Source organism: Streptomyces sp. NPDC023527 (assembly GCF_055560115.1).
Genome location: NZ_JBVHJJ010000004.1, coordinates 344836 through 363813, shown reverse-complemented (window position 1 = coordinate 363813; position 18978 = coordinate 344836). Strand labels below are relative to the sequence as shown.

Here is an 18978-nt window from a genome sequence, read left to right as displayed (position 1 = left end):
TGGAGAATGTCCCCTCGTACGAGTGGCTACTTCTGTGACTGCTTGCCACCCGATCGAGTTGCACCCGCACCCGCTGCTGCCTTCACCCCGCCCTCTTTGGCGCTTCCCGCCCCCGGGGTTTCAAATGATTCCAACGCTTCCAACACGTCCTGGACACGGGAAATCTCGGCATTGATGTCCTCGCGGCGACGCACCAGGACCTCCAACTCCCGCTTCCCCTCCTCGACGAGCCGCTTGGCCTCCTCCGCACCCTCGGTGCGCAGGCGCTCCGCCTCGCGTACGGCGGCCGCCTGCTTCTCCTCGGCGTCCTTCAGCAGCGCCTGCGACTCACGGATGACCGCGGCCTTCTTCTGCTCGGCTTCCTTGAGCAGCGCCTCGGCCTTGCGGACCGCGGCGAGACGGACCTTGCTCGCCTCGTTGCCCGCGTCGGAGACGAGCTTCTTCGCCTTCTCCTCGGCCTCGGCGAGCTGTTCGGTCGCGGCGGTCACCAGCTTGTCGCAGCGCTCGCCCGCCGACTGCATCGCCTCGGCGGCCTCCCGGCGCGCCCGGCCGTGCAGCTCCTCGACCTCGCCCTCGATGCGGGTGCGCAGCTCGTCCGCGCGCTCCCTTATGGCGGTCGCGTCCCCGCGCGCCTCGGCGAGCAGCGTGTTGGCGTCCGTACGGGCCTGCTCCACCAGGGCGTTGCCCTCGCCCGTGGCCTCCGTGACGATGCGCTCGGCCTCCCGGCGGGCGGCGCCCACCATGGTGTCGGCCTGCTCCTCGGCGGCGGCAGCGGCCCGCAGGGCCTCCTCCTGCGCCTTGGCGATGAGCGCGTCGGCCTTCTCCGCGGCCTCGTTGAGCCGCTGAGCGGCGGCCTCGCGCGCCTCGTCGACCGTACGCTCGCCCTCGGCGCGCGCCTCGGCGGCGAGCCGCTCGGCCTCCATGACGGCGTCGGCCTTGAGCTTGGCCGAATCCGCCCGTGTGCTGTTGGCGTTCTCCTGCGCGGAACTGAGCGCCTCCGCCGCCTCGGCGGCCATCCGCTCCGCCTCGGCCGTGGCCTCGGCGATCAGCGCGTCCGCCTGCTCGGCCGCCTCCGTGCGACGGGAGTTCGCGGCCTCGCGCGCCTCGTCCATCATCCGGGACGCCTCGCGCTGCGCGGTCTCCAGGGCCTCGGCCCCTTCGGCACGCAGCCGCTCCGACGCGGCGTCGGCGTCCGCACGCGTCCGCTCGGCCTGCTCGACGACCTCCGCGCGGTGCGCCTCGGCGGCCGCCCGGGCCTCCTCCATCGTCCGCGCCGCCTCGGCGGCCATCCGCTCCGCCTCGGCCGTGGCCTCGGCGATCAGCGCGTCCGCCTGCTCGGCCGCCTCGGTGCGGTGGGCGTTCGCCGCCTCCCGCGCCTCGTCGACGATCCGGTCGGCGTCCTCCTGCGCCGAAGAGGTGAGCTCGGTCGCGGCGTTGACGATCCGTTCCGCCTCGGCGTGGCCCTCCGAACGCATCTTGTTCGCGTCCTCGCGGGCCTCGGCCCGCGCCCGCGACGCGTCCTGCTCGGCCGCCGCCAGCGCGTCGGAGGCGTCCGTACGCATCTGCTGCGCCTTCGCGGACGCGTCGGACACCATCCGCTCCGCCTCGGCCGTGGCCTTGGCGATCAGCGCGTCGGCGTGCTCGGCGGCCTCCGTGCGGCGGGCGTTCGCGGCCTCGCGGGCCTCGTCGACCGTCCGCTCGGCCTCGGCCACCAGCCGCTCGGCCTCGGCACCCGCCTCCGCCTCGCGCGCCTCGGCGGCCGCACGGGCCTCCTCCAGCGCGCGGGCGGCGTCGGCGCGCAGCCGCTCCGCCTCGGCGGTGGCGTCGGCCAGCAGCTTCTCGGCCCGCTCGGCGACCTGCGCGCGGTGCGCCTCGGCGCTCTCGCGGGCGTCCTCGACGGTCCGGGCCGCCTCGGCGACCAGCTTCTCGGCCTCCAGCGTGGCCTCGGCCATCAGCGCGTCGGCCTGCTCCGCTGCCTCCGCCCGGCGGGCGTCGGCCTGCGCGCGGGCCGAGTCGGCCGTACGCGACGCGTCCTGCTGCGCCGCCTCCACCGCGGCCTCGGCCTCGGCCAGCAGCTTCTCGGCCTCGGCCATGGCCTCGGCGAGCAGCTCGTCGGCCTGGGCGGCCGCCTCCGTACGGCGGGCCCCCGCGGCCTCGCGGGCCTCGTCCAGCGTGCGGGCGGCCTCCGCCTCCAGGCGCTGACCCTCCGCCATCGCCTCCGCGACCGTGCGCTCCGCGAGCGACGTGGCGGCCTCGGACGCGGCCTGCGCCTCGGCGCGCGTACGGGCGGCCTCCTCGCCGGCCCGCTCCCGCTCGGCGTAGGCGTCGGCCCGTACCCGGTCCGCCTCGACCTGGGCGTCGGTGAGCGTGCGCTCCGCGTTGTGCTCGGCGGCCGAACGCAGTCCGGCGATCTCCTCCTCGGCCTGCTCGTGCAGCCCGGCGACGGAGTCCCGCACCTGCTGGGCGGTCTGCTCGGCGGCGGACACCAGCTCACTGGCGCGCTGCTCCGCCTCCTCGACCAGGCGCCGACCCTCCTCCTGCGCCTCCGCGACCCGCTTGCGCGCCGAAGCGAGGAGCTCCTCGCTCTGCTCGCGCGCGGCCTCGCGCTCCGCCTGCGCCTCGGTGCGGGCGTCGCCCAGCAGCTCCTCGGCCTCACGGCGGCGGCGGGCGGCCTCCTCCTGGGCGGCCGTCAGCGCCTCGGCGGCCTCGGCGGCCGTACGCTCCGCGGCGGCGTTGGCCTCGGCCCGCACCCGGTCGGCGGTCTCCTGCGCCTCCGTGCGCAGCCGCTCCACCTCCGCGGCGGCCTCGCTCCGCAGCCGCGTGGCCACGGTCTCGGCCTCGGCACGGGCGGCCGACGCCTCCTCGGCCGCCTCCGCGCGCAGCCGCTCGGCCTCCTCCTCGGCCTGCGCCTGGAGCGTACGGACCCGCTCCGCGGCCTCGGCCCGCTGCCGCTCGGTCTCCTCGGCCGCCTCCCGGCGCAGCCGCTCGGCCTCCGTACGGGCCTCGCGCAGCGCCTTCTCGGCGGCCTCGACGCGCGTCTCCGCCTCCGTCTGGAGACGGGTCAGTTCCTCGTCTGCCTCCGCGAGCCGCGCCTCCGCGGCCCGCTCCGCCTCCTCGCGCAGCCGCTTGGCGGCCTCGTCGGCCTCCGTGCGGGTGCGCTCGGCGTGGTCCTCGGCCTCCTCGGCCATCTCCTCGGCCTCGGAACGGGCCCGCGTCAGGGCCTCCTCGGCCTGCTTGCGCAGCGTCGCCGCGCGCTCGGCGGCCTCGCCGCGCACCCGCTCGCTCTCGGCGGTCGCGCCGGCCCGGGTCTCCTCCGCGTCGGCCTTGGCCTTGGCGAGCAGCTCCTCGGCGGTGCTGGCCGCCTCCTCGATCTGCTGCAGCGCCTCACGGCGCGCCTCGCCACGGATCCGCTCGCCCTCGGCGACGGCGTCCGCGCGCAGCTGCTCGGCCTCGCCGCGCAGCCGCCGGGCCTCCTCCTGGAGCTCGACGGTCTTGGCGCGGTACTCCTTGGTGTCGTCCTTCGCCGCGCCCTTGAGCTGCTCGGCGGTGTCGGCTGCCTGCTCGCGCAGCCGCTCGGCCTCGGCCTCCGCCTCGCGGCGGATCCGCTCGGCCTCGGCCGCGGCGGCCTTCGTGGTGGCCTGGGCGTCCTCCGACGCCTTGGTCAGCACCTCCTCCGCCGTCCGGGCCGCCTTCGCCAGCTGTGCCGCGGAGTCCTCCGCGACCGCGCTGCGGGCCTTCTCGGCGGCCTCGGCCAGCATCCGGTCGGCCTCGGCGCGCGCGTCGTCGCGCAGCTGCTCCGCCTCGGCCTTCAGCGCCTCGGCGTCCTTCGTGGCCTCGCCGACCAGCCGGGCGATCTCGGCCTTGGCCGTACGGGTGCGCTGCTCGTTCTCCGACTCGGCGGACGTGAGCCGGCGCGTCGCCGACTCCTTCGCCTCGGTGACCAGCTTCTCGGCCTCGGCCCGCGCCTCGCGCAGCGCCGTGTCGGCCTCCTGGAGCCGTGCCTCGGCGGTACGCGTCAGCTCCGTCGCGGTCGCACGGGCCTGGTCGGACTCCGTGCTGGTCGCGGTGCGCAGCTGCTCGGCGTGGTCGGTGGCCTCCTGGGCCTGCGCGGAGGCGGCCGTCAGCAGCCGCTCCGCGTCCGTGCGGGCACGCCGCAGCAGCGCCTCGGCCTCCGCGCGCGCCTCCTCGGCGGCGGCGCTCAGCCGCCCGCGGGCCTGCTCGGTCAGCCGCTGGGCCTCGGCGCGCGCCGTGGCCAGGGCCTGCTCGGCCTCGGCCCGGGACTCCTCCAGCAGCCGGCGCGCCTGCGACTCCGTGCGCGCCCGCAGCTGCTCGGCCCAGGCGACGTTCTCGTTGACGTGCGACTCGACGGTCTGGCGGCGCTCGTTGAGCTCCTCGTCCAGACGCTGGCGGCGGGCGACGGCCTCCGCGTGGAGCTCCGCCTCCATCCGGGCCTGGCGCTCGGCGTGCTCCTGGAGCAGCCGCTGCGTCTGGGCCCGGGCCTCGCGCAGCTCGCGCTCGGCGTCGGTGCGCAACTGTTCGGCCTGAATCTGGGCATTACGGAGCAACTGCTCCGCCTGATACCCGATATCGGCCGTGTCGTATGCCGGACGGTGGGCGAGATTGCGGCGCGCCTCGTGGAGCTTGGCGCGCAGCACCTCGACCTGATAGCCGAGGTCGTCGGCGTGCTGGACCGCCTTCTCCCGCTCCTTCTTCAGCCGCTCCATCTCGGCTTCGAATTGCGAGAGGTGGTCGTCAGCCTCGTAGCGGTCGTTGCCCCGCACTGCGCGGTCCCATCCGTCCCCTGGTCGCGTTGGCGGCCGGCCCTGTCCCGCGTAACCGGTGGAACCCGGAGCCCGCCCTTCCGAAGAAATGGTGTCAGATCATCGGTACAGCCCGGTCCGGGCCCCCACCTCGCGCGCCCGGCCGAACCCGCACTCTACCGGCCAGGGGAGGTGAGGGTCAGTGCTCCTGGTCCGCGGGGGGTGCCGAGGTGACCAGTTCGGTCAGTACACCGTGGCAGTCCTTGGGGTGCAGAAAGGTGATGCGGGAACCCATGGATCCGGTACGCGGCTGGTCGTAGAGGACGCGTACGCCCTTACCGCGGATGGCATCGGCGTCCCCGTCGACATCCGCCGTACCGAACGCGATGTGGTGAACGCCCTCCCCGTTCTTGGCGAGCCACTTGCCCACCGCGGAGTCCTCCCGGGTCGGCTCCAGGAGCTGGAGATAGGAGGCGCCGCCGTCCGAGGTCTCATTGATCTTGAGCATGGCCTCCCGCACGCCCTGCTCCTCGTTGACCTCGGTGTGAAACACCTCGAAGCCATAAGTGGCACGGTAGAACTCGACAGTCTTGTCGAGGTCGAAGCAGGCGATCCCGATGTGGTCGATGCGCGTCAGCATGGAACCAGTGCACCGCTCGCCGGCACGGTTACGCAACGTGCGCGCGATCACACCTTCCGCCCGATGACCGCGCGCGTACCGCTCAGTACATTGACGGGAACCATCGTTAACCTCTCCGCTCGAAGGGGCCGCGCCTCATGTCTGGTACGAACGGTTCTACCGGCAACACCTCCGTGATCGTCGCGGGCGCCCGTACGCCCATGGGCAAGCTGCTCGGCTCCCTGCGGTCGTTCTCCGCGGCCGACCTCGGCGGCGTGGCCATCAAGGCCGCCCTCGACCGGGCGGGCATCGGCGGCGACCAGGTGCAGTACGTGATCATGGGCCAGGTGCTCCAGGCCGGCGCCGGGCAGATCCCCGCCCGGCAGGCGGCTGTCAAGGGCGGCATCCCCATGAGCGTGCCCGCCCTCACCGTCAACAAGGTCTGCCTCTCCGGCCTCGACGCCATCGCGCTCGCCGACCAGCTCATCCGCGCGGGCGAGTTCGACATCGTGGTGGCGGGCGGCATGGAGTCGATGACCAACGCCCCGCACCTGCTGCCCAAGTCCCGCGAGGGCTACAAGTACGGCTCCATCGAGATGATCGACTCGATGCACCACGACGGCCTCTCGGACGCCTACGAGGGCATCGCGATGGGCGAGTCCACCGAGAAGCACAACACCCGCCTGGGCATCGGCCGCGCCGAGCAGGACGAGATCGGCGCCCGCTCCCACCAGCGCGCCGCCGCCGCCCAGAAGAACGGCCTGTTCGACGCCGAGATCACCCCCGTGGAGATCCCGCAGCGCAAGGGCGAGCCGGTCGTCTTCAGCAAGGACGAGGGCGTCCGCGGCGACACCACCGTCGAGATCCTCGGCAAGCTGCGCCCGTCCTTCGCCAAGGACGGCACGATCACCCCGGGCACGTCCTCGCAGATCTCCGACGGCGCCGCCGCCGTCGTCGTGATGCGCAAGTCCAAGGCCGAGGAGCTGGGCCTGGAGTGGATCGCCGAGATCGGTGCCCACGGCAATGTGGCCGGCCCCGACAACTCCCTCCACTCGCAGCCGGCCAACGCGATCAAGCACGCGCTGGGCAAGGCCGGGCTGGGCGTCGACGACCTCGACCTCATCGAGATCAACGAGGCGTTCGCGTCCGTGCTCGTGCAGTCAATCAAGGACCTGGGGATTTCCCCCGACAAGGTGAACGTCAACGGCGGCGCCATCGCGCTCGGCCACCCCATCGGCATGTCGGGCGCCCGCACGGTGCTCCACCTCGCGCTGGAGCTCAAGCGGCGCGGCGGCGGTACGGGTGCGGCGGCGCTGTGCGGTGGCGGCGGTCAGGGCGACGCGCTGATCATCCGGGTGCCGGGCAACTGACCCACCCGCCGACCGCTTGATCATCGCCGAACGGAGCAGCGCATGGTGGACGTCCCCACACTGGTCGAGCAGGCCCGGGAGGGCCGACCGCGGGCCGTGGCGCGGCTGATCTCACTGGTGGAGGGGGCGTCCCCGCAGCTCCGCGAGGTGATGGCAGCGCTGGCCCCGCTGACGGGCGGCGCGTACGTGGTGGGCCTCACGGGCTCGCCCGGCGTCGGCAAGTCGACGTCGACGTCGGCGCTGGTCTCGGCGTACCGGCGGATGGGCAAGCGGATCGGCGTCCTGGCCGTCGACCCGTCCTCGCCGTTCTCGGGCGGCGCGCTGCTCGGCGACCGGGTACGGATGTCCGACCACGCGTCCGACCCGGGCGTCTACATCCGCTCGATGGCCACGCGAGGCCACCTGGGCGGGCTGGCGTGGGCCGCCCCGCAGGCGATCCGGGTGCTGGACGCGGCGGGCTGCGACGTGATCCTCGTCGAGACGGTGGGCGTCGGCCAGTCCGAGGTCGAGATCGCCTCGCAGGCCGATACGTCCGTGGTGCTGCTCGCTCCCGGCATGGGCGACGGCATCCAGGCGGCCAAGGCCGGGATCCTGGAGATCGGCGACGTCTACGTCGTCAACAAGGCCGACCGCGACGGCGCGGACGCCACCGCCCGCGAGCTCAACCACATGCTGGGCCTGGGCGAGGCCCGCGGCCCAGGCGACTGGCGGCCCCCCATCGTCAAGACCGTCGCCGCGCGCGGCGAGGGCACGGACGAGGTCGTCGAGGCCCTGGAGAAGCACCGCGCGTGGATGGAGGAGCGCGGCGTCCTCGCGGAGCGACGCGTGGCGCGGGCGGCCCGCGAGGTGGAGACGATCGCGGTGACGGCCCTCCGCGAACGCATCGGCGACCTGCACGGCGACCGCCGCCTGGACGCGCTGGCGGAGCGGATCGTGGGCGGGGACCTGGATCCGTACGCGGCGGCGGACGAGTTGGTGGCGGGGATCACGGAGGGGTGACGCCGGGAGGGGCGGACGAGCACGCGACCGCGCACCCGCCGCCCCCTTCGTGCATCGAGGTCGGCGCTTACATCGAGTCAGCGCTACATCAAGTCAGCGCTTACATCGAGTCAGCGCTCAACGCTTGGCCACGAACGCCCGACCCGAGTGGGAATCGGCCGAGCAGGATGACTTCTCGGACGGTGTCATCTTGCGGGTCTTGACGACGACCGCGTTGCTCTGGCCGTCCGTGCCGTTGGGCGCGGGACCGGTGACCGTGTCCGGCACGTACCAGTAGTAGTGGCCCCACTTGGGGCTGTCGTAGTGGGTCTGCCAGGTGCCCTTGACGGTCTGCATCACCTGCGCGCGGGAGATCCAGCCCACCTCGCCGGGCTGCACGGTCATGTTGAGGGAGCTGTCCTCCGTGTGCGTGCTCGACCAGGTGTGGCTGTACGTGGCCGACACGCTGAGGTCGATGAGGCCCGCGATGTTGCCGCCGGCCGTGACGGACACGCCCGCGGAATCCGTGGAGCCGACGGAGTCGGACCAGCTCATGGACTGGGTGGCGGGAGAAGTGGTGCAGTTGTAGAGCGAGTTGGACACCTGCCGGAACTCGCCCAGGAACGCCTTGTCGAGCACCGGGTCGTTGAAGCTGCACTTGCCCGCGCCGGAAGCGCAGTCGGCTATGAGCTCCTTACGGGTGGGCTCGTCGGCGGCCGCGGCGGGGAGCGCGGTCGCGGCCACCACGCCGAGAGCCGCCGCCGAAAGTGCCAACACCCTGCCGCCGCATCGCATTACGCGACTGTTCATCATGCGCCGTGCCTCTCGCTGTACTTGGGGGGTGGCGGTGATACTGGTGATGCGGGAGTGTTTGTGATCACCGCCTGTTGCCCTAGAGGCTGATGTATAGATCGAGTCAACAACACCAAAGGTTCGTAAAGTTGTAGTTGATCCCGAAACGACCGGCTTGGGGTCGAGCGCTTCGGCCCGGAGCTCTACCAGGGGACGGTCTCGCCGTGGCGGTCCAGGAACCGCAGGCCGGGGGCGCCGGCCTGCGCTTCGAGGACGTCGATGACGGCCGGGATGCTCTCCTGGGGGGCGAGGGGCGCGTCGGGGCCGCCGAGTCGGGTCCGGTTGTGGCCGGGGTCGATGAGCAGCTTGGTGTGTCCGTCGTCGGCATGGCGGGTGGCGTAACTGCGCATCAGCTGGTTGAGCGCGGCCTTGCTGGCCTTGTAGAGCTCATAGCCGCCCTCGGTGTTCCGCGAGATGCTGCCCTGGTCGGAGGACATGACCGCGACGGTTCCGCCGGGCGCGACGAGTCCGCGGAGGGCCTCAAGGGTGCGCAGCGGGCTCAACGCGTTGGTGGTCATCACCTCGGTGAACATGTCGGTCGAGACCTCGTCGATCGGCAGATTCCCCCGGTCGATCGCGGCGTTGACGAAGAGGAGATCGAGTCGGCGGCCTTCCAAGCGCTCGCGCAGTGCGGCGAGTTGGTCGGAGCTCGTCATCTCCAGCGACTCGACCTCCAGTCGGCCGTCCCAGGCATCGGCTCGCGCTCGCAGCTCGCCGCCGCCCCGGCGCGTCGTGGCGATGACTCGCCAGCCGCGTCGAGTGAGCTCGTCGGCGAGGACGAGCCCTAATCCACGAGAGGCTCCGACGACGAGGGCCTGGCGGTTGGGCGTTGCGGACATGTTCGCTCCTTCGCGGTGGGGAAATTCAGATTAGACGCGACGTTGCGTCCAGGCAATGCCGCGGAGGCCGCCGGCGGGTATGGTTTCCCGCATGCCCGCAGCCAGTTCTCAGCCCCGCAGGCCGCGCTCCGGCAGCCGGCGCGACGAGTCCGCACGTCTGGCTGTGCTCCATGCCGCGGACGATCTGCTCGTCGAGCACGGCTTCGGCGCTCTGACCATCGAGGCGATCGCGCGTCGTGCGGGCGTCGCGAAGCAGACGATCTACCGCTGGTGGCCCTCGAAGGTCGAGATCCTCCTCGACACGCTCATCGAAGACAGCGACAAAAGCCTTCCCGTCCCGACGGAGAGGCCCACGGCGGAGAGCATCCGTGGCTACTTCCGCGGCTTCGCGCGATTCCTCACCCGCGACCCCGCGGGCAAGGTCCTGCTCGCGCTCATCGCCCAGGCGCAGCACGATCCGGCCACGGCCGAGAGCTTCCACAAGCGCTATCTCGGTCCACGTCGTGACCGGGAACGCGACATGCTCGCGCGCGGAGTCGACGCGGGCGAGATCTCGCCCAGGCTGGGCCCCGATGCCACGATCGACGCTCTCGTCGGGCCGGTCTTCTACCGCGCCCTGACGGGGTCGGGCATCCCTCGCGATCTGGTGGACACGCTTGTCGAGGACCTCCTCAGGCCCCGCTCGGATTGAGCGTCCGCTCGGCGAGGGATGTCTCCGCCGCGCCGCTCCACCGGCCGTAGCCGCGCCGGAGCGCGGCGGAGGCGGCCCTGACCTCAGCCACCCATCCCCACCGTCACCCGACCCGCTTCCACGCCCCCACCGCCAGCTTCCCCGTGCTGCCGAGGTCCACCCCGCCGTCCGGTGCGATCCTCTGCCAGGGGGCGTCGGCCGTCGGGGCCACGTCCAAGTGCGTGCCGTTCATCGGGGGGTTGGTGACGTCGTCGTACGTGTTGCGCCACAGCACCTCCGCCTGCGCCGCCTGCCCCGGTCCCAGCGTCAGCGGCCGTGGCGCGGTCTCGTCGACGCCCGTGCCGGCGACCGCGCCGGTGCCCTCGTGGACGGTCACGTCGAGTACGTCGCCCTGTTTGCCCAGGACGCGCATCTTCGGGTAGCCGTTCACGGTGTACGGCTTGTCGCCGCAGTTGACCAGCTGCACGCCGAGGGAGCGCAGGCCCATGGCCGCGTTCACCGTCCCGGCCGTCACGCGCACGCCCTGCTTGGGGCACTCGGGCGCGGCGGCGGAGGGTGCGATCGAGGGCGAGGCGGAGGCCCCCGGCCTCGGGAAGCCGGAAGGGTCCAGACTCTCGGCTTTGACGATGTGGTCCGACGGGGGAGTCGCCGGCTGCCCGGCCGCCGCCCGGCCGGCCGGTGTCGCGCCGGACTCCGTGCCGCATCCCGCGAGCGCGGCCATGCATGTCGCCGCGAGCAGTACGCCGAGTGGGCGGTTCATCCCCGTCCCCCCAACCGCTTTATCCGCTCCACCCGTTCTATCCGCTTGATCCGTTTCATTCGGCGATCGTCTCATGCGCCTCACGTATCCCCCAAGGGGTGCGACCTGTCCAGGCCGGCCTCAGCCCCGCTTCAATTCACCACCCGCTCAACCCTCTTGCACCACACAGCCGGACGGAATCCGCGGGAAAGGACGCCGCCCGGCTGTCCGGGTGGGTGCGTTCAGCGGGGGATCAGCCGAACTTCACAAAGGTGGGGAACGGTGACGTGAAGTCATCCGATTGCCGGGAGCCGACGAAACCGGCGAACGACGTACAACTGCTGTTCGTGTACAGGGTGGCGTCCGTGTCAGTGTCGTTGGTGGCCTGGCGCGCCCCACCCGGGATGGAGAGACAGACACCGTTCGGCGTGCTGCCGAGGAAGCTCTCACCCCCGGTGTCCGCCCGCGTGTAGAAGAACGTGCCCGTGGCCGCCTGGGCGCTGCTCGTGGCCAGACCGGTGGCCAGCGCGGCGGCCGCACCCATGGTCAGAGCCGCTCTGATCGTTCGCTTGAGTGCGTGCATGAGGGAGGGTCTCCTTCCCTTCCGTCATGGCGCGGCAGACCGCGCCTACACGGGAAGGCTCCACCCCTTTTGGGTGATTCTGAAGGACTCTGGCGTGCGACCACCCGAATGGGTGGCATTCACCGTTTCCGCCCACCGTCGGCCCTGACCGGCCGTACCCGCGCGCGATTGACCGCGCGCAAGCGGTCCACCTGTTCCCGGATCCACGCCTCCGGCGGCCCGGCCGCCTCCTCCGTCTCGCCCCGGCAGGCGCGGCACAAGCCGCCCGGCAGCACCTCCGGACGTCCCGGCACACCGCAGCCCGTGCATTCCATGATCGGGCGAGGTGTCGTCCCCGGATCCACCGGTACGGCGGCCCGCTCCGGCGGGATCTTGTCGGTGAGGCGCTTACGAGCCAGCGCGCCGGGGGAGTGCACCACACCTGGGAGTCCGGCCGTGACCGCTCGTACGACATCCTCCGGCGTCGCGCCCCGCGCCAGCCACTCCTCCGCCAGCGGCTCCAGCGCCGCGCATTCCGCCGCCGAGAGCGCCATACGGGAGTCGGCGCGGCCGACGGCGGCCAACGTCTCGTACGCGGCCGAGCGCCCCGCCCGCTGCCTCGACGCCGCAGCTGCGGCGGGCCGCTCGGCCGTCGTCGGCACGTCGCCCGCCAGACAGCTCGCCCACCACGCGTCGCCGCGCGGCGTGCGCGAGAAGTGCGTGCGCCAGACCCATTGCGTACGGCCGTCCCCGACCGGTTGCCGGACGCGGCGCAGATGACCTGCGGCGGAGAGGTTATTGAGCGCGGTGCGTACGGCCTGCTGGCCGTAGGCCGGGATCTCGCGGGAGAGGGTCTTCGCGTCCATCGCCGCGCCCTCGGGGAGGCGGTCGATGAAGGCGGCGATGGACGCCTCGCGGGCGGGCAGGTGCCCGAAGTCCCCCTTGCCGCGCGGCTCCTGGCCGGGGGCGGAGCGTTTTCCGTAGCCGGGACGGGCCATCGGGGGAGCGGGCGGGCGCACGTCGGCGCTAAGGTTGGCGACAGCCATGGGGATCGTTCCTTAAAGCTGTGGATCTCGGTGGTCAGACCCCCGTTCGGTGTTCCTAGCACCGGCGGGGGTCGTTTGTTGTGCCGGACGCTACACGGGCGGCACCGACTGACGCGACCCGATCACCGAAAGTCATCTCCCTTTTCACTCGCGGGAATTGGGAGGGAGGGTGGGTTCCACCGAACCACCCATTCCTTACAGAAGGGGCTCGAATCCCGACCGCCGAGCCCCGACGCCCGAAGCTCGGGTCGTTCACACCTGTCACACAACGCTCATACAAATCATCGAACCAACACTCTCCCGATGGTCGTCTCTCTCTACGCCCCCGTTTCCGTCGAGAGTGATTGGTCCTTGAGCAAGCACCGGCACAAGCTGCGTCCCCGCCGCCGTAGGCCGGAGGAGGTGGCGAGCACATCCAGCAAGCCCCGCAAGCGATTCATCGACTACCCCCGTCACGGCAGACGAGGGCTGCGCCGCTGGCTGCCGTCCTGGCGGCTGGTCCTGAGCGTCTTCGCGCTCCTCATCGGCAGCCTCGCCGGTCTCTTCGCCCTCGTTTACGCGAACGTCGACATCCCCGACGAGAACGCGGCCGCCGTCCAGGAAGCCAACACCTACTACTGGGCCGACGGCAGCCAGATGGTGAGCCTCGGCGAGGTCAACCGCAACATCGTCCGCCTCTCCGACGTGCCGGTATCCGTCCAGCACGCGGCCATAGCGGCGGAGAACGAAAGCTTCTACCGCGATCGCGGCGTCTCCTTCAAGGGCATCCTCCGCGCATTCAGCAGCACGGCCCAGGGCCAGGAGACCCAGGGCGGCTCCACCATCACCCAGCAGTACGTGAAGAACACCTATCTCTCCCAGGAGCAGACCATCTCCCGGAAGGCCAAGGAGTTCATCATCTCGCTGAAGGTGGACCGCACCAAGAGCAAGCAGGAAGTCCTCCAGGGCTACCTCAATACGAGCTGGTTCGGACGCCGCGCCTACGGAATCGAGGCCGCCGCCCAGGCGTATTACGGCATCCCCGCCAAGAAGCTCGACCCCAGCCAAGGCGCCATGCTCGCGAGCCTGTTGAAGGGCGCCGAGCTGTACGACCCCTCGACCAGCAAGGCCAATCACGACCGCGCCGAGGACCGCTGGAAGTGGATACTCGACCGACAGGTCAAGGCCGGCCTGATGACCCAGAACGAGCGCGACAAATACCGGACGTTCCCCGAGCCCCGTAAGCAGTCCATGTCCACGAGCCTCGGCGGCCAGACCGGCTATCTCGTCGACATCGCCACCAAATACCTCAAGCAGCGCGCCCTGCTCACCGACCAGGACCTCGCCCACGGCGGCTACAAGATCTACACCACCTTCGACAAGAAGCGCATGGAGCAGCTCACCAAGGCCGTCGACGGCGTCCTCCGCCAGAACATCGACCCGAAGAAGCGCCCCGCCGACGAAGGCGTCCAGGCCGGCGCCGCGTCCGTACGCCCCTCCGACGGCGCCATCCTCGCGCTCTACGGCGGCCCCGACGCGACAAAGCAGTTCACCAACAACGCGGACACCTTCGGCGTACCGGCGGGCTCCGCCTTCAAACCGTTCGTCCTCGCGGCCGCGCTCAAGCACGGCGTGCGTTCCGACTCCGAGGACAGCGACCGCGACGACGTCGACGCCGACAGCTATTACGGCAAGGACGGCAAGCTCCAGTCCTCCTCCGGCGACGAGGAACCCGACGACTCGCACCCCACGCTGCGGCAGGCCCTGACCTCCGGCGGCAACGCGACGTACGCTGCGCTGGGCAAGGGGGTGGGGCTGGAACGGGTTCGCGACACGGCTGTCGCGGCCGGCCTCCTCAAGGACAGCATGGCTCCGCTGGAGCAGACGTTCCCCATCGGCACGTCCACGCCGAGCGCGATCCGCATGGCCGGCGCGTATGGCACTTTCGCCAACCACGGACTTCAGAACGACCCTTACTCGGTCACGAAGTTGACCAAGGACGGTACGTCCATCGGCGGCTTCGAGAGCCGGGCGAAGGCGCGGCGCGCGCTGGACAAGGGCGTGGCGGACGACGTCACGGACGCGCTGCGCGACGCCGGTAAGAAACGGGTGGACTCCGTCGGCGACCTCGGCCCCTTCGCGGCGGGTTACACGGGCGACCAGGACCGGCTCCGGTCGGCATGGTTCGTCGGCTACACGGAACGGCTCTCCACGGCCGTGACCATGTTCCGTACGAAGCCGAGTGAGCCGCAGCTGTTGCCGATGTCCGACGTGGGCGGTGACGGGTCCGAGCGCGGGAACGTGTTCCCGGCCCGTATTTGGGGGGACTATATGGCGTCAGTGGCCAAGTAGGTGATGAACTCACCCCAGGCACGGCCCGGTATGCACAATTCCGGGCCGTTTCTGCGTTTAGTCCACTGCCGCCAGCAGCTTCCCTCGTGCCCCGCACATTTCGTCCGCGATTTCGAGTAGCCGCTGCGTCGGTCGCCGAGCTCACGGGTGGCCGAAGCGGTGACGGGACGGGGGCGCGGACCACACCACGACCCCCGGTCGGGAACGTCAGACCCGTCCCCGCGTGGCACGCAGATGTTCCGCCACCGGGGCCAGTGACCCGTACAGGTTCTTCAGGTCGGCCTCGCCCAGGAGGTCGATGAAGTGCTCGCGTACGGACGCGACATGGTGCGGCGCGACCTCGCGCATCAGGTCCCAGCCCTGTTCCGTGAGGACGGCGTACAGACCACGGCGGTCGGATTCGCAGTTCTCGCGGCGGACGAGACCGGCGTTCTCCATCCGGGTGATCTGATGGGAGAGCCGGCTCTTGGACTGGAGGGTGGCGGTGGCGAGGTCGCTCATCCGCATCCGGTGGTCCTCGGACTCCGAGAGATTGACCAGGATCTCGTAGTCGTTGTTGGTGAGGCCGAACGGTTGGAGGTCCCGTTCGAGCTGGTGCATCAGCAGACGGCTGACGTCCAGGTGCGCGCGCCAGGCGCGCTGTTCCTCTTCGCTGAGCCAGCGGGTGCCGTTCTCGGTGTCCATAGACATAGAGGAATTCTACCTAAGAAAGTTGAAAAGTTAACCAGTATGGGCGTGACGCACGAGCTCAGACGTTCGATGTCACACTCCGCAGGGTACCGCTCACAGCCCGAAGCGGCGCTGGAGGTCCCCCAGCTGGCCTGGCATGCGGGGCATAGATGGCTGATTAGAGGGGCTTGCGCCGGGGACGCCGTCCTGTTGTGGCGTCGCGCCGGTCGCGATCTCGGCCATGAGCTGTTCCGTCGACTGGAGCAGCACCGTGCCGGTGCCGACGAACTCGAACTGGTGCTCCTCGCCGGACGTGCCACCAATGCCGGTGAAGGCGCGGACGCCGCCGAGCACGCCGCGCAGGTACTGGTGGTCGTAGTGGTGGCAGGGGGAGGGGCAGTCGGCCCAGCCGACGAGGGCCTGGGGGTCGACGCGGATCGGGGGCTCGACGAAGACGACGGGGCCGTTGGAGGCGGCGACGAACTTGCCGGTGCCGATCAGGGTGAGGAAGCCGGGGATGATCGACTGCTTGAGGGAGAGGGAGGGCTGGAAGGCCAGCAGATTGCCCGAGCGCACCGTGAGGTTGCCGTCTTCGAGGTCGTAGGAGTTGACGTCGAAGGAGCGGTCCGCGAGCAGCATCTTGCCCTGGCCCTCGGCGACGACCCAGTCGGCGGCGTGGAGGGGGGAGTGGAAGCTGGTGGCGATGAGGCGGTCGAGGCGGCCGTGGCCGATGCCGTGGAAGTCGATGCGCCCGTAGTAGGCGATCATCTTGCCCTTTTGCAGGAACCACTGGCCGTCGAGGTCGACGCTGAAGGCGTACGAATTGACGTTGTCGTTGGAGGGGAGGGTGTTCGCGTCGTGGATGACGGGGGCGGCGGGGGCGTTCACAGCTTCTCCTCCGAGGCCTGGACGTAGACCGTGCCGTTGCCGGACAGTTCGAGCTGGAAGGCCTCGCCGGAGCCGCGGCCGACCATGTCGCGCCAGCCGAGGGCGGTCGAGAGCTTGTTGCGTACGTCGCCGCGGTGGGCGACGTACGCCTGCGGGTCGACGTGGACGGGGCGCTGGGGGGTGATCGGCAGCTCGATGAAGCCGCCGTGGGCCATGACGGCGACGGCGCCGTGACCCTTGAGGGTGGTGGTGAACAGCCCTTGTCCGGTGACCTGGCCGCGGACCATGCCCATGACGCCGCCCTGGGAGCCCATGAACATGGTGCCCTGCTGGAGGGCGCCGTCGAAGGCGAGGAGGCGGTCGGCCTCGACGTAGAGGGTCTCGCCGGACAGTTCGATCACATGGACGTGGTGGCCGCCGTGGCCGAACATGACGGTGCCGTTGCCCTCGACGGTCATGAGGGGGGTCGCCTCGTTGGCGACGCGGCGGCCGATCATGCTCATGACGCCGCCCTGGCCGCCGGTGATGCTGGGGGTGAAGGAGACGTCGCCCTTGTAGGCGATCATGGCGCCGCGCTGGCTGAACATGCGCTGACCGGGCAGCACCTGGGCCTCGACCATGCGGGAGTTGAGGAGGCGGAACGGCATCAGACGTCACCTCCGATGGTGTTGCGCTCGCTGGGCTGGACGTAGACGAGGCCCTCGCCCTCGAAGCGGATCTGGAACGCCTCGCCGGAGCCCTCGCCGATGAAGGTGCGGAAGTTCACGCCGGACTGGAAGTGCTGCTTGAGCTTGCCGGTGTGGGCGATGTACGCGCCGGGGTCGACCTGGAGGGGCATGGACGGGGTGACGCGGAGGACGATCGCGGAACCCTCGGACATGATCGCGGCCTGGCCGGTGCCCTCGACGGTGGTGGTGAAGAGGCCGGTGCCCTGGGAGGCGCCGCGCAGGCCGGTGAAGGTGGTGCCGGTGCGGAGGGCGGCGTCGGTGCAGAGGAGATTGCTGGATTCCACGTACAGCGTCTCGCCGTGCAGCGAGACCAGGTTGATCTCACTGGCGCGGTCGGCGAAATAGCAGGTGCCGCGGCCCTTCACCTCCATCACTTCCATTTGTTCGCCGGTGAGCCGGCGGGTGACCATGCCGCGCAGGCCGTCACCGCCGCCGGTCATCTTCTTGAACGCCATCTCGCCCTCGTAGGCGACCATCGAGCCGTTCTTGGCCTTGACCGCGTCCCCGGAGAGATCGACAGCGAGAACTTTGCTCCCTTGGAGCCGAAACTGAGCCACGGGACGACGCTAGCGGCAGGACATACCGCTCCGACAGGGCCCGTGCCCCTGAACGGACCCGGATCTGTCGATCGGGGGCGGGGCTGCAACAATGGGGAGGCTTGTGAATGCCCTCACAAGCGGTAATCGTTCCGCCACTGACATCTGAAGGTGCCCCCGTGGACATCAAGACCGCCTCCGCCCTGCGCCGGCTCCGCCTGGTCTCCGCCCCGGAGGCCGTTTCCTTCCTGCTGCTGGGCGTCTGCTCGGTGCTCAAGCGCACGTCGGACTTCAACGCGGTGCCGGTGATGGGCGCGGTGCACGGCATTCTCTTCATCATCTACGTGATCTTCTGGCTCGACGCGTGGAACAAGGCGAAGTGGTCGCTGAAGACGGCCGCGCTGTACTTCGTCCTCTCCGTCCTGCCGACGGGCGGCTTCTTCGCCGAGCGCATGCTGAAGCGCGAGGCCGAGGCGAGCGTCATCGCGGCGCGCGCCCGCAAGGAGGGCGTGGTCAACGCATGATCGTCGCGTTCTCGGTGTCGCCGGTGGGGGCCGGTGAGGATGTCGGCGAGTACGTCGCCGACGCGGTGCGCGTGGTGCGCGAGTCCGGCCTGCCGAACCGTACGGACGCGATGTTCACGTCCGTGGAGGGCGAGTGGGACGAGGTCATGGACGTCGTCAAGCGCGCGGTCGCGGCGGTGGAGGCGCGGTGCGGCCGCGTCTCCCTGGTCCTGAAGGCGGACATCCGCCCGGGCGTCACGGACGGCCTGACGTCGAAGGTGGCGACGGTGGAGAGGTATCTGGCGGAGGGGTGAGGGCCCCCTCTCCTAGAACGGCCCGGTCCGGGGCGCGCTCAGGCGCGGCCCGGACCGGGCCGTTCGCGTCTACGGGGAGCGTGGCGGTCTGTGTGGAGGGCTTGATTCCGATTTATGGCCGGAAATTAAGTGAAGACTGCGTGAAGATCCACTTATTCTGAGCGTGATCTTTTGATACCTCTCTTTGCAAAAGTGGTGTACCGCATGAAGAAGACCCGTGTGCCCGCCGTTGTCGCGGCTGCCGTCATCGCGCCGGCCGTCCTGCTGTCGACGCCGGCGATCGCCGCCACCGCGTCGCCCGTCGCCAAGGCGTCGGCCTCCGCGTCCGCGTCCACGCCGGAGGAGGACCGCGCGGAGATCCAGCGGATCCTCGCCGACGCGAAGACCGGCCGGGGCGTACGGGAAGCGGCGCAGCAGGCGCTCGACGGAACCCCGGAGGACATGCGCCACTTCCTGGAGACCGGCCGGGCCGCCGCGCAGGACCAGGACAACCGCGTCGCGATCATCCGGCTGCTCAGCGACAAGAATGCCGGCCGTGGGCTGAAGGAGGCCG

18 protein-coding genes are annotated in these 18978 nt (G+C 70.8%); 7 read left to right on the top strand and 11 right to left on the bottom strand.

The genetic code is table 11. The annotated features are described in order from the left end of the window. Positions 1 to 26: 26 nt before the first annotated feature. Together scy and mce are read right to left on the bottom strand one after the other, a co-directional pair. Positions 27 to 4781 (bottom strand): polarized growth protein Scy, encoded by a 4755-nt coding sequence (gene scy / locus ACZ303_RS10755; protein ID WP_467337275.1) that lies wholly within the window; start codon positions 4779 to 4781, stop codon positions 27 to 29. A gap of 178 nt (positions 4782 to 4959) precedes the next feature. Then, positions 4960 to 5400 (bottom strand): methylmalonyl-CoA epimerase, encoded by a 441-nt coding sequence (gene mce, locus ACZ303_RS10750; protein WP_467337273.1) that lies wholly within the window; start codon positions 5398 to 5400, stop codon positions 4960 to 4962. Positions 5401 to 5573: 173 nt separating this feature from the next. On the opposite strand from mce, the gene ACZ303_RS10745 reads away from it, so the two are divergent. Further along, positions 5574 to 6749: an acetyl-CoA C-acetyltransferase gene (locus ACZ303_RS10745; protein ID WP_467337472.1), complete on the top strand. Its 1176-nt coding sequence runs from the start codon at positions 5574 to 5576 to the stop codon at positions 6747 to 6749. A gap of 42 nt (positions 6750 to 6791) precedes the next feature. After that, complete coding sequence (meaB, locus tag ACZ303_RS10740; protein WP_467337271.1) at positions 6792 to 7748, top strand: methylmalonyl Co-A mutase-associated GTPase MeaB; 957 nt, start codon at positions 6792 to 6794, stop codon at positions 7746 to 7748. Positions 7749 to 7865: 117 nt separating this feature from the next. Here the strand turns inward: meaB and ACZ303_RS10735 are convergent, their stop codons facing one another. Then, positions 7866 to 8504, bottom strand: a complete 639-nt coding sequence (locus ACZ303_RS10735) for a hypothetical protein (RefSeq protein WP_467337269.1) — start codon at positions 8502 to 8504, stop codon at positions 7866 to 7868. 218 nt (positions 8505 to 8722) lie between these two features. Continuing rightward, a complete protein-coding gene (locus ACZ303_RS10730; protein ID WP_467337267.1) occupies positions 8723 to 9418 on the bottom strand; it encodes an SDR family NAD(P)-dependent oxidoreductase in 696 nt (231 codons plus the stop codon). Positions 9419 to 9509: 91 nt separating this feature from the next. Here ACZ303_RS10730 and ACZ303_RS10725 point away from each other — a divergent pair, with 91 nt between their 5' ends. Next, positions 9510 to 10109, top strand: a complete 600-nt coding sequence (locus ACZ303_RS10725; RefSeq protein ID WP_467337265.1) for a TetR/AcrR family transcriptional regulator — start codon at positions 9510 to 9512, stop codon at positions 10107 to 10109. Positions 10110 to 10212: 103 nt separating this feature from the next. Here ACZ303_RS10725 and ACZ303_RS10720 read toward each other — a convergent pair whose 3' ends face one another. The 3 genes from ACZ303_RS10720 to ACZ303_RS10710 form a co-directional block, all read right to left on the bottom strand. Beyond that, complete coding sequence (locus tag ACZ303_RS10720) at positions 10213 to 10869, bottom strand: DUF4232 domain-containing protein (RefSeq protein ID WP_467337263.1); 657 nt, start codon at positions 10867 to 10869, stop codon at positions 10213 to 10215. A 232-nt stretch (positions 10870 to 11101) separates the two neighbouring features. Next, positions 11102 to 11431 carry a hypothetical protein gene (locus ACZ303_RS10715; protein WP_467337261.1) on the bottom strand — a complete coding sequence of 110 codons (330 nt, stop codon included), beginning with the start codon at positions 11429 to 11431 and terminating at the stop codon, positions 11102 to 11104. A gap of 119 nt (positions 11432 to 11550) precedes the next feature. Then, positions 11551 to 12456, bottom strand: a complete 906-nt coding sequence (locus ACZ303_RS10710) for a hypothetical protein (RefSeq protein ID WP_467337259.1) — start codon at positions 12454 to 12456, stop codon at positions 11551 to 11553. 402 nt (positions 12457 to 12858) lie between these two features. On the opposite strand from ACZ303_RS10710, the gene ACZ303_RS10705 reads away from it, so the two are divergent. Continuing rightward, complete coding sequence (locus ACZ303_RS10705) at positions 12859 to 14787, top strand: transglycosylase domain-containing protein (RefSeq protein WP_467337257.1); 1929 nt, start codon at positions 12859 to 12861, stop codon at positions 14785 to 14787. Between the two features lie 207 nt (positions 14788 to 14994). Here ACZ303_RS10705 and ACZ303_RS10700 read toward each other — a convergent pair whose 3' ends face one another. The 4 genes from ACZ303_RS10700 to ACZ303_RS10685 all read right to left on the bottom strand — a co-directional run bounded on the left by ACZ303_RS10700 (position 14995) and on the right by ACZ303_RS10685 (position 17629). After that, on the bottom strand, positions 14995 to 15471 hold the full coding sequence (locus tag ACZ303_RS10700) for a MarR family winged helix-turn-helix transcriptional regulator (RefSeq protein ID WP_467337470.1): 477 nt from the start codon (positions 15469 to 15471) through the stop codon (positions 14995 to 14997). Between the two features lie 99 nt (positions 15472 to 15570). After that, positions 15571 to 16344, bottom strand: a complete 774-nt coding sequence (locus tag ACZ303_RS10695; RefSeq protein ID WP_467337255.1) for an AIM24 family protein — start codon at positions 16342 to 16344, stop codon at positions 15571 to 15573. Next, the gene (locus ACZ303_RS10690) at positions 16341 to 16991 is read right to left on the bottom strand and encodes an AIM24 family protein (RefSeq protein ID WP_467337253.1); all 651 of its coding nucleotides are present in this window, start codon (positions 16989 to 16991) and stop codon (positions 16341 to 16343) included. The genes ACZ303_RS10695 and ACZ303_RS10690 overlap by 4 nt, the downstream gene beginning before the upstream one ends. After that, on the bottom strand, positions 16991 to 17629 hold the full coding sequence (locus ACZ303_RS10685) for an AIM24 family protein (protein WP_467337251.1): 639 nt from the start codon (positions 17627 to 17629) through the stop codon (positions 16991 to 16993). Before ACZ303_RS10685 ends, ACZ303_RS10690 begins: the two co-directional genes overlap by 1 nt. 158 nt (positions 17630 to 17787) lie before the next feature. Here ACZ303_RS10685 and ACZ303_RS10680 point away from each other — a divergent pair, with 158 nt between their 5' ends. The 3 genes from ACZ303_RS10680 to ACZ303_RS10670 all read left to right on the top strand — a co-directional run. Further along, positions 17788 to 18132, top strand: coding sequence for a DUF3817 domain-containing protein (locus ACZ303_RS10680; protein WP_467337250.1), 345 nt, complete (start codon positions 17788 to 17790; stop codon positions 18130 to 18132). Further along, the gene (locus tag ACZ303_RS10675; RefSeq protein WP_467337248.1) at positions 18129 to 18425 is read left to right on the top strand and encodes an MTH1187 family thiamine-binding protein; all 297 of its coding nucleotides are present in this window, start codon (positions 18129 to 18131) and stop codon (positions 18423 to 18425) included. The genes ACZ303_RS10680 and ACZ303_RS10675 overlap by 4 nt, the downstream gene beginning before the upstream one ends. Positions 18426 to 18629: 204 nt before the next feature. Beyond that, a partial coding sequence (locus tag ACZ303_RS10670; protein ID WP_467337247.1) for an ALF repeat-containing protein occupies positions 18630 to 18978 on the top strand: 349 nt, incomplete at its 3' end.